Source organism: Candidatus Methylomirabilota bacterium (genome assembly GCA_036001065.1).
Taxonomy (GTDB): Bacteria; Methylomirabilota; Methylomirabilia; order Rokubacteriales; family CSP1-6; genus MNEF01.
Genome location: DASYUQ010000141.1, coordinates 1 through 9,435, shown reverse-complemented (window position 1 = coordinate 9,435; position 9,435 = coordinate 1). Strand labels below are relative to the sequence as shown.

At 71.2% G+C, this 9,435-nt stretch carries 11 protein-coding genes; 8 read left to right on the top strand and 3 right to left on the bottom strand.

Translation table 11 applies throughout. The features are described from left to right. The 5 genes from VGV13_13975 to cbiB form a co-directional block, all read left to right on the top strand. A partial coding sequence (locus VGV13_13975; protein ID HEV8642204.1) for an adenosylcobinamide amidohydrolase occupies positions 1-466 on the top strand: 466 nt, incomplete at its 5' end. Further along, positions 463-1,353, top strand: a complete 891-nt coding sequence (locus VGV13_13970) for a TonB family protein (protein HEV8642203.1) — start codon at positions 463-465, stop codon at positions 1,351-1,353. The genes VGV13_13975 and VGV13_13970, both read left to right, overlap by 4 nt. Positions 1,354-1,405: 52 nt before the next feature. Further along, positions 1,406-1,897, top strand: a complete 492-nt coding sequence (locus VGV13_13965) for a hypothetical protein (protein ID HEV8642202.1) — start codon at positions 1,406-1,408, stop codon at positions 1,895-1,897. Continuing rightward, positions 1,894-3,411 (top strand): cobyric acid synthase, encoded by a 1,518-nt coding sequence (locus VGV13_13960; protein HEV8642201.1) that lies wholly within the window; start codon positions 1,894-1,896, stop codon positions 3,409-3,411. The genes VGV13_13965 and VGV13_13960 overlap by 4 nt, the downstream gene beginning before the upstream one ends. After that, on the top strand, positions 3,408-4,337 hold the full coding sequence (gene cbiB, locus VGV13_13955) for an adenosylcobinamide-phosphate synthase CbiB (GenBank protein ID HEV8642200.1): 930 nt from the start codon (positions 3,408-3,410) through the stop codon (positions 4,335-4,337). Before VGV13_13960 ends, cbiB begins: the two co-directional genes overlap by 4 nt. A gap of 33 nt (positions 4,338-4,370) precedes the next feature. On the opposite strand, the gene VGV13_13950 is transcribed toward cbiB, so the two are convergent. From VGV13_13950 to VGV13_13940, 3 genes are read right to left on the bottom strand one after another with little or no spacing between them, the layout of a single operon-like run. After that, complete coding sequence (locus VGV13_13950) at positions 4,371-5,009, bottom strand: nitrile hydratase subunit alpha (protein HEV8642199.1); 639 nt, start codon at positions 5,007-5,009, stop codon at positions 4,371-4,373. Further along, on the bottom strand, positions 5,006-5,296 hold the full coding sequence (locus tag VGV13_13945; GenBank protein ID HEV8642198.1) for an SH3-like domain-containing protein: 291 nt from the start codon (positions 5,294-5,296) through the stop codon (positions 5,006-5,008). The genes VGV13_13950 and VGV13_13945 overlap by 4 nt, the downstream gene beginning before the upstream one ends. Next, complete coding sequence (locus VGV13_13940) at positions 5,293-5,604, bottom strand: nitrile hydratase (protein ID HEV8642197.1); 312 nt, start codon at positions 5,602-5,604, stop codon at positions 5,293-5,295. The genes VGV13_13945 and VGV13_13940 overlap by 4 nt, the downstream gene beginning before the upstream one ends. 345 nt (positions 5,605-5,949) lie before the next feature. Here VGV13_13940 and argS point away from each other — a divergent pair, with 345 nt between their 5' ends. From argS to VGV13_13925, 3 genes are all read left to right on the top strand, one after another. Next, positions 5,950-7,635: an arginine--tRNA ligase gene (gene argS, locus VGV13_13935; GenBank protein HEV8642196.1), complete on the top strand. Its 1,686-nt coding sequence runs from the start codon at positions 5,950-5,952 to the stop codon at positions 7,633-7,635. Then, complete coding sequence (locus tag VGV13_13930; GenBank protein ID HEV8642195.1) at positions 7,635-8,240, top strand: SPOR domain-containing protein; 606 nt, start codon at positions 7,635-7,637, stop codon at positions 8,238-8,240. Before argS ends, VGV13_13930 begins: the two co-directional genes overlap by 1 nt. 268 nt (positions 8,241-8,508) lie before the next feature. Then, a partial coding sequence (locus tag VGV13_13925) for an ATP-dependent metallopeptidase FtsH/Yme1/Tma family protein (GenBank protein HEV8642194.1) occupies positions 8,509-9,435 on the top strand: 927 nt, incomplete at its 3' end.

Sequence of the window (9,435 nt, the reverse complement as noted above, 5' to 3'; positions counted from 1 at the left end):
CCGCCGCGCCGTGGCGTCCCCTTACGTCGGCCTCCTCACCGCGGCCTGGACCGAGCAGGCCGAAGTCGCCAGCGCGACGGCCGAGGGGCTGAGCGCCGTCGCCGTCGTCACCGTGGGCTTGAGCAACGCGGTCGGCGCCGGCCGGGGCGCTGCCGCCGTCTGGACGCCGTCGACGATCAACACGATCGTCCTGGTCGACGCCGCGCCCGAGCCAGCGGCCCTGGTGAATCTGGTCATCACCGCGACCGAGGCCAAGACCCTCGCGCTGGCCGAGGCCGGGGTCCGCGCCGCCGACGGCGGGCTGGCCAGCGGCACCTCGACGGACGCGGTCGTGGTGGCGGCGACCGGCGGCGGCCGAAGCTGCCGGTTCGGTGGCCCGTCGAGCGAGCTGGGCGCGGTGGCGGGGCGCGCGGTGAAATCGGCGCTCGACGCCGGCATCAGCCGCTGGCTTCGGGAGAACTCGTGAGCCGTCGTTCGTTCGCAGGCTTGACGGTATCGGTGCTCCTCCACGGCGCTCTCGTGCTGGGCGTGGCCCTCGTCATCCCGCGCGCCGATCGCCTCCCGGCCCTCTTCATCGATCTGACTGAGGCGGCCGGAGAGCGGGCGCGCGGCGAACGCCTCAGCGGCACGCCGGTACCGGCGACGGCGCGTGCGGTGGCGCCCGTTCAAAGTCGCGAGCGCGGACCCGACGCGATCCGGGCGCCGGCGACCGCGCCGCGCCGCGCCAGCGACGCCCCCGTGCCGGCGGCGCCGGTTGAATCGTCGCCGCCGGTCAAACTGCCGCCGTCGGTCGAACCCTCGCCACCGTCGGAGGAACCTCCCAGCCTCGTTCTCCCGGCTCCTCAGGGGTCGCCGTCCGGCGATTCGGAGGCGTCCGCGGCGACGCGTGAGGGGCCGGGCACGCCCGATGGGTCGACGACGCGCGCCGACGCGACGCACACAGAGCGAGGCGAGGGCGGCGCGCTCGCCGCTCTCGCCGGGGACAGGCGAGGCACCGGGTTCGGAGCCAGGCCTGGACGGGAGCTCGCGCTGGCCGTCCCCCGCGGCGGCTCCGGCGATGATCGCGCGGCGTACTCGGGTTACCTCGCGCATCTCCGCCGGCGGATCCAGGAGGCCCTGCGTTATCCTGCCGCGGCGCGCCGCCGAGGCCTGGCCGGGACGGTGACCGTCGAGCTGACGATCCTGCCGAACGGCGCGATCGGTCCCGTGTCCGTGATCCAGCCCTCGGCGCACCCGGTGCTCGATGAGGCCGCGGTGGCGACCGTGCGCAGCCTTCGAGCCCACCCCTTCCCGGCCGAGCTGCCCGGCCGAACGCTCACCGTCCGCCTCCCGGTGGTCTTCGCGCTGCAGTGAGCGGTTTGCCGCTAGAATGGCGCCGAATCCCCGAGCCCGGGAGGCCGGCGCCATGGCGAGCAGCACGACCGAGAAGGAGCTGGATGGGACCACCACCGACTACGAGGACATCGCCGTCGGCGGTGACCGCGTCGAGCGGCTCCTCACCGAGCTGTTCGCCGAGCACTGGTCGCGCATCACGGTGGGACCGCTGATCCAGGGCGCGGCCTGGGAGATCCGCTTCACGGCGGCGCCCAAGCTCAGCATGCTCGACGGCTACCTGACCGCGGACACCGGCGCCTGGCACTTCCACCTCTGTGTCGGCGACACCTCGGGCCCGGCGGCCCAGGCCCGTCGGGTGGCTCGCGCGGCGTTCTTCCGCACCATGGGCGGGACGTGCTCGCCGGCGACCTACGGCCTCCGGGTCTGGAACGGGCTCGGCGAGCAGATGCTGACCGTGCTCTTCCCGAACCCTTACTACGACGACGACTCGAACCGCCTGCGCGAAGCCGACTGGACACGGATCGAGTTGTGGGAGGACTTCCGGCAACGCTATCGCTCATGAGGGCCGCGCCCTGCGTAATGATCCAGGGCACGGCGTCCGGCGTCGGCAAGAGTCTGCTGACCGCCGCGCTCTGCCGGATCTTCGCCCGACGGGGCTACCGCGTCGCCCCGTTCAAGGCGCAGAACATGGCGCTGAACTCTGCCGTCACCGCCGACGGTCGCGAGATCGGGCGCGCCCAGGCCGCGCAGGCGGAGGCGGCGGGCCTCGAGCCCACCGTGGACATGAACCCGATCCTCCTCAAGCCCGAGGCCGACGATCGCTCTCAGGTGATCGTGCGGGGCGCGCCCGTGGGGAGCCTGACGTTTAGGGAGTACGGACGGCGGCGCGGCCAGCTCCTGGGGGTGGTGGAGGAGAGCCTCGGCCGTCTCCGCCGCACGTACGACCTCGTGATCATCGAGGGCGCGGGGAGCCCCGCCGAGATCAACCTCAGCGACGGCGAGATCGTCAACATGCGCATCGCGCGACTCGCGGAGGCCCCGGTGCTGCTCGTCGGCGACATCGACCGGGGCGGCGTCTTCGCCGCGTTTGTGGGAACGCTCGAGCTGCTCGACGCGGACGATCGCGCGCGGGTGACCGGATTCATCGTGAACAAGTTTCGGGGGGATGGCGCCATCCTGGCGCCGGGCCTCGACGCGCTCGTCCGGCGCACGGCCGTGCCCGTCCTGGGCGTCGTACCCTTTCTGGACAGGCACCTCGTCCCCGCGGAGGACTCGCTCGACCTCGACGACCTTCCTCCGTCCCCCGGACCCCATGTGCTCGAGATCGCCGTCGTCAGGCTGCCGCGCATCGCAAACTTCGACGACTTCGAGCCGCTGGCCGGCGAGCCGGGCGTGCACGTGCGCTTCGCCAGGGGCGCCGCGGACCTGGCGGCGGCCGACCTGATCGTGCTGCCGGGGAGCAAGGGCACGATCGCCGACCTCGGCTGGCTCCGGGCCACCGGACTCGCCGACGCGATCGTGGCGGCGGCGCGCCGGAAGGTGCCGGTCCTCGGCATCTGCGGCGGCTATCAGATGCTCGGCCGGACGCTGCACGATCCTGACAGAGTGGAATCGCCGGTGGCGACGGCACCGGGGCTGGGGCTGCTGGCCATCGAGACGACCTTCGCGAAGACGAAGACGACCGTCCGCGTCAGGGCGACAGTCGCCGCCACGATCGGCCCGTTCGCGGGGGCCGCGGGCGCCAACCTCTCGGCCTACGAGATCCACATGGGCGCGAGCGAGGTCGGCGAGGCGGCGCGTCCCTTCACCGTCACCGAGCGCGGTGGTCGCCCCGCGGACGATCGCGAGGGGGCGATGAGGGGGGACGGCACCGTCCTCGGAACTTACCTGCATGGCCTCTTCGCCAACGATGCGCTGCGCCGGGCGCTGCTCCTGTGTCTGGCGCAGCGCAAGGGCGCCGCGCTCGATCCGCAGTGGGGCGCCCCCCAGAGCCAGGCGGCGCGCTACGACCGGCTCGCCGACGCCGTCGCCGCGGCGGTGGACGTGGCCGCCATCGCCAAGCTCGCCCGCCTCTGAGCGGCCCGGCTGCCGCCGGCGTCGTCCTCCTCGCGCTGGCCCTCGACCTCGTCTTCGGCGACCCGCCGAACCGCTGGCATCCGGTGGCCTGGATCGGCCGCGCGCTCGGCGCCGGCCGCCGCCGGCTCGCGAGAGGATCGCCGTCACGGCTACTGGTGAGCGGGGCGCTGCTCACCCTGGTGGTGACGGCGCTGGCCGCCGGAGCGGGATGGATGGTGACGGCGCTCTCGGGCAGCCTCGGCGCGCTCGGTCTGCTCGTCGAGGCGCTCGCGCTCAAATCGATGCTCTCGGCCCGCGGACTGGCGGAGGCGGCGCGGGCCGTCGCTCGCGATCTGGACCACGGCGACCTGGCCGCCGCCCGCGCCTCCGTGGGCCGCCACCTCGTGAGCCGGCCCACGGCCGGGCTCGACGAGTCTCACGTAGCCTCGGCGGCCATCGAGTCCGTCGCCGAGAATCTGACCGACGCCGTTGTCGCCCCGCTGCTCTACTATGTCGCCCTCGGTCTGCCCGGCGTCGTGGCCTACCGCGCCGTCAACACGGCCGACGCGATGATCGGCTACCGGGAGGGCGTCCTCGAGCACTTCGGCAAGGTGGCCGCGCGCCTGGACGATCTGCTGAACCTGATCCCGGCCAGGCTTGCCGCGGCGGCGCTGGTCGTGGCAGCGGCGCTGACGGGCGCCGACGCGCGGCGAGGCTTCCACGTCATGCGGCGGGACCACGGCCGGACCGCGAGCCCCAACGCGGGATGGACGATGGCGGCGATGGCGGGAGCCCTCGGGCTGGTGCTCGAAAAGCCGGGACACTATCGGCTCGGGGAGGGAAGGCTCCCCGCCCCGGACGACATCCCACAGAGCGTCAGGGTGATGGCCGTCGCGGCTCTCTTGACCGCGGTCGTCGTCGCCCTGGTAGAAGTGATGGTTCGCTAGATTATGCCTGGAGTTAGCTGGTTATATCTCATATCAGACATGAGTGCGTTCCGGCTTCGGGTCGCTCACGCCGATCATGGAGTCGCGGGTCACCAGCGATCCCAGGTCCGCCTCGCTCAGATGCTCGGTGCCCAGCGGGCGCCGCGGCAGGACGAGGTAGCGCATGTCCGCGGTGCTGTCGAGCACCCGCACCTCGACCTTCGGCGGAAGCTCGAGGCCGAACTCCCGTATGACACCGCGCGGATCGGCCACCGTGCGGGCCCGGTAGTCGAGGCTCTTGTACCAGGCGGGCGGGGGGCCCAGGAGCATGCGCGGGTAACAGGAGCAGAGAGTGCAAACGACCACGTGGTGGACCTTGTCCGTGTTCTCCACCACGACCAGTCGAGCGTAGCTGGTCAGATCGAGCCCCAGCTCGGCGGCCGCCGCTTTGGGGTCGGCCAGTAGCCGGACCTTGAACGCGGGGTCCACCCACGCGCGGGCGACGAGCTTGGCGCCGTCCGCCGGCGTCCGCGAGACGAGCGTATCGATCGCCGAGCGGATGTCGGCAGTGGAGAGGACGCCCTTCTCGGTCAGGAGCGCCTCCAGGGCGCGAGCCCGCCTGGCCAGGGGCGAGGCGTGACCGCCGTCGCGGATCGGCGCGTGCTCGTCGCGGTGGTCGTGATCTTGGCTCATGCGGAGCCCCCCTCCGGGGAAAGCCAGTGCTCATAGACGTCGACGTAGAGCGTGTCGGTCGGGGGCCCCGAGTAGCGGGGCCAGAGGTCCGTCTGGCGGAACCCGACCAGATAGAGGGGTTGCTTGGGCAGTCCCTCGCCGCCGTACGCCAGCGACTCGGGGTTGCGGAACTCGCCGTGCGCGATCGCCACCCAGCCCGACTTGCCCCGGATGTAGGCCGGGGTCCGGATGTGACCGGCGCGGTCGTCGGTACGCACGCGCACGCGGTCTCCCTCGCGAAATCTCACGCGCGGCACTCCTCGCCGAGCGTGGCCGCCTTCGCGTCGATCTCCTCGCGAGTGACGATCTTCTTCTCGATCATCAGGCGCTCGACGGCGGCGATCCAGCGCTCGTAGTAGCTGAGCGATTCGTACTCGGCTGCCGGCAGGCTCTCGATCGCCCGCCGGAGCTCGTCGATGCGGATCACGCGTCGGTGAGGGCTGGCCAGGGACTGGACGAGCGCATCGGCCAGCAGCTCCCAATCCGCCAGCTGGTGCTCCTGCCGGTCGATGGCGCCGGCGCCCGGCCATCCGCCCCGGTCGTGGACTCGTGTCATGGCGACCTCCCTCCAGGCTCCCGAACTCGGCGCTCCTATCCTACACGAGGCCGCCCGGCCCCTTTTTCTTCGGCAGGATGGGACCGCATGGGTATGATGAGGCGTGATCGCCGCCATCGCGCGGCGATTTTGGTTTGCAGTGCGAGCCGCAGGACGCCGCCGGGCTGCGGGGCGAGCCGCAGGGCGGCCAGGGGCTGGGGCCCCTGCGCTCGAGGCGAGCGGAGGTAAATCCCGCCCGTCCGAGGCGAGCCTATGAATGGTCTGCGAGCCGCAGGACGCCAGCGGGCTGGGCCCCGCCCGTCCGAGGCGAGCTTATGAATGGCCGTGCGAGTCTATGAAAGACCCATGAGCAAGAGCCTCACGGAGCGGTTGACCGAGGGGGTGAGGACGGCGCTGGCGAAGGCAGGGTTGCCCGAGCCCGAGGCCTGCCTCTGGGAGATCCCGCGTGAGGCGGAGCACGGCGACTACGCGACAAACACCGCCATGGTGCTGGCCAAGGCCGCCCGCCGGTCGCCGCGCCAGATCGCCGAGCTCATCGTGAAGCACTTCCCACCCCTGCCCGAGGTGGAGCGCCTGGAGGTCGCCGGCCCCGGGTTCCTGAACGTGGTGCTCTCGGCGGCGTGGTGCGCTCAGGCCCTCCGCGACATCCTGGCCGCCGGCGCCGCGTACGGTCGCGGTGAGACCCTGCGGGGGACGCGGATCCGGCTGGAGTTCGTCTCGGCGAACCCGACCGGCCCGCTGGTGATCGTCAACGGGCGCGCCGCGGCGATAGGCGACTCGCTCGCGCGCCTCTTGCGCGCCCAGGGCGCCCACGTCACCAGCGACTACTACATCAACGACGCCGGCACCCAGTTCGAGGCGTTGGCCCGCTCGTTCGAGGCCCGGGTGCGCCAGGCGCTCGGGGCCAAGGCCGCGCTGCCCGAGAATGGCTACCCCGGCGAGTACCTGATCGAGCTGGCCGCGGAGTACCTCAAGGAGCAGCGCATCGGCACCCCCGAGGAGCTCGACGCGCGGCTCGCCCCGCACGCCGCCGGGGCGGACGTCGTGGAGCATTTCGGCCGCTGGGCGGTCGCGCGCATCGTCGATCAGCAGCGCGCGGTCCTGCGAGACTACGGTGTCGAGTTCGACCTCTGGACATCGGAGCAGCGGGACGTCCGGGCCCGGCACCTACCCGAGAAGGCGCTCGAGGAGCTGGCCGCCCGCGGGCTCACCCACGAGCACGAAGGCGCCCTCTGGTTCCGCTCGCCGGAGTTCGGCGACGACAAGGATCGCGTGCTCCGGCGCTCGACTGGCGAGCTGACCTACTTCGCGGTCGACCTCGCCAACCACCACTACGTGAAGTTCCCGGGCGCCGATCGCGTGATCGATGTCTTCGGTCCGGATCACCACGGCTACGTCCCCCGGCTGCGGGCGGCGATGGAGGCGCTCGGGCATCCGCCCGGCACCTTCGAGGTGCTCATCGTACAGCTCGTCACCTTGCTGCGCGACGGCCAGCCCGTGCGCATGTCCAAGCGCCGGGGCGAGTTCGTGCTGATGGAGGAGCTGCTGGAGGAGGTGGGCCGCGACGCCGCGCGCTTCACGTTCCTCACGCGCCGCCACGACAGCCCGCTGGAGTTCGACCTCGGCCTGGCCACCCGCCAGTCGGCCGAGAACCCCGTGTACTACGTGCAGTACGCGCACGCCCGCATCCGATCCATCTGGAAGCAGGTGGCGGAGCAGGGGATCCGCGTGCCGCCGTGGAGCGAGATCGATCTCACGCCCCTGACGCTGCCGGAGGAGCGGGCGCTGATGAAGCGGCTCGTGCAGTTCCCCGCGCTCGTCGCCGGCGCCGCTCACGCGCTGGAACCGCACCGGATCGGCTACTGGCTGGGAGAGCTGGCGGGCCTTTTCCACCCCTACTACAAGTCCCACCGGGTGATTCAGCCCGACCGGGGTCTGATGTTCGCGCGTCTGGCCCTCTGCACCGCCGTGGGCCAGGTTCTCCACAACGGCCTGGACCTGCTCGGCGTGAGCGCGCCGGAGAGCATGTGATGAAGCGGCGGCCGCCCGAATCCCATCGGGTCGGGTCGTTCCTCGTCATCCTCGGGTTCGTGGCCGTTCTCGGCGTCGCCTTCGGGGCGGGGGTCGTCGCCGGACGCCACTGGCCCCGGCTGCTGCCCTCGCTCGGGAGCGGCGCGACGGTGCGGGCCGAGCGCGAGGCCGCGGCCCGCCGGGAGGCGCGGCTCGGCGAGCGCGCTCGCGCGTCCGAGCCCGCACCGGTGCTCACCTTCTATCAGGAGCTGACCGCGCCGCTGACGGCGCCGCCGCCCGTACCGAAGCCGAAGAAGGCGGAAGCGCCCAAGCCCGAGGCGCCCCCGGCGCCCAGCGGGGAGCCGCCAGTTCCGGAGCCCGGGCCCGCGGCCGACCGCCGCTTCACGATCCAGGTCGGCGCGTTCAAGACACGCGCGCAGGCGGAGGCGATGCGCGCCATGCTCGCCGACGTCGGCCACGAGGCGTACGTCGCCGAGCTGGACGGAGTCGCCGGCGCGCGCTATCGCGTCCGCGTCGGAGCGTTCGCCTCCCGCGAGGAGGCGCGCGAGATGGCCGAGCGTCTGAGCACCGAGCGCCAGTTCCCCTCCTACGTCACCCTCCGCTAGTGCCGTTCCAACTATTCGCGCCTAGGAAGGCACCGTGTACGTCGTTCGTGGACAGATTTAGTATCAACAAGTTGGAACGGCACTAGGAGACTCGGAGGGGGGCTCCGCCCCCCTTCCGAAACCTCCCCCAGGAACAGGTTGCGCCGGCAAAGCCGGCGCTCGAACCGTGGCAAGTTCGATGAGTGCGTCGGCGAGACTGACCATTCCCCGACAGACCGCGAGTCGGCGCGCCCGCCGCGGCGCGTCATGGTGCTATAATTGAAATCGCATGAATCAGGTCTACAAGAACCTCGCCCTGTGGATGGTGATCGGCCTCATCGTCATCCTCCTGTTCACCGTCTTTCAGGGCGCCCAGCAGAGCGGCCAGGAGCAGCCGAACTTCTCCGAGTTCCTCCGCGCCGTCGAGCAGGGCCGCGTCGATTCGGTGGTGATCCGCGGCAACCTCGTCACCTACACGCTCCGGGACGATACTCAGACCCGCCGGACCACCTACATCGTCGACTACCCGGACCTGATCAAGATGCTCCGCGAGCGGGGCGTCCGCATCGCGGTGAAGCCGCCCGACGCGAGCCCCTGGTACACCATCTTCCTCCAGTGGGTTCCGATGCTGCTGTTCATCGGCGTGTGGATCTTCTTCATGCGCCAGATGCAGGGCGGGGGCGCCAAGGCGCTCAGTTTCGGGAAGGCGAGAGCACGGTTGATTTCCGAGAAACAAAACAAAGTGACCTTCCAAGATGTTGCCGGTGTCGATGAAGCAAAAGAAGAGCTGCGGGAGATCATCGATTTTCTAAAGGACCCGCAGAAGTTCCAGAAGCTGGGCGGCAAGATCCCCAAGGGCGTCTTGCTGGTGGGGCCGCCCGGCACCGGGAAAACGCTCCTGGCCAAGGCGATTGCTGGCGAAGCCAACGTCCCTTTCTTCTCGATTTCGGGCTCGGATTTCGTCGAAATGTTCGTGGGCGTCGGCGCCTCGCGCGTGCGCGACCTCTTCGAGCAGGGCAAGAAGCACGCGCCCTGCATCATCTTCATGGACGAGATCGACGCCGTGGGCCGCCATCGGGGAGCGGGGCTGGGCGGCGGCCACGACGAGCGTGAGCAGACGCTGAACCAGCTCCTCGTCGAGATGGACGGGTTCGAGACCAACGAGGGCGTCATCCTCATCGCGGCCACCAACCGGCCCGACGTCCTCGATCCCGCG

Coding starts and splice junctions, on each gene's coding strand:
- VGV13_13950 (HEV8642199.1), bottom strand. CDS start 5,009: ATGAGCCAAGATCACGACCACCGCGACGAGCACGCGCCGATCCGCGAC.
- VGV13_13960 (HEV8642201.1), top strand. CDS start 1,894: ATGAGGGCCGCGCCCTGCGTAATGATCCAGGGCACGGCGTCCGGCGTC.
- VGV13_13940 (HEV8642197.1), bottom strand. CDS start 5,604: ATGACACGAGTCCACGACCGGGGCGGATGGCCGGGCGCCGGCGCCATC.
- argS (HEV8642196.1), top strand. CDS start 5,950: ATGAGCAAGAGCCTCACGGAGCGGTTGACCGAGGGGGTGAGGACGGCG.
- VGV13_13930 (HEV8642195.1), top strand. CDS start 7,635: ATGAAGCGGCGGCCGCCCGAATCCCATCGGGTCGGGTCGTTCCTCGTC.
- VGV13_13965 (HEV8642202.1), top strand. CDS start 1,406: ATGGCGAGCAGCACGACCGAGAAGGAGCTGGATGGGACCACCACCGAC.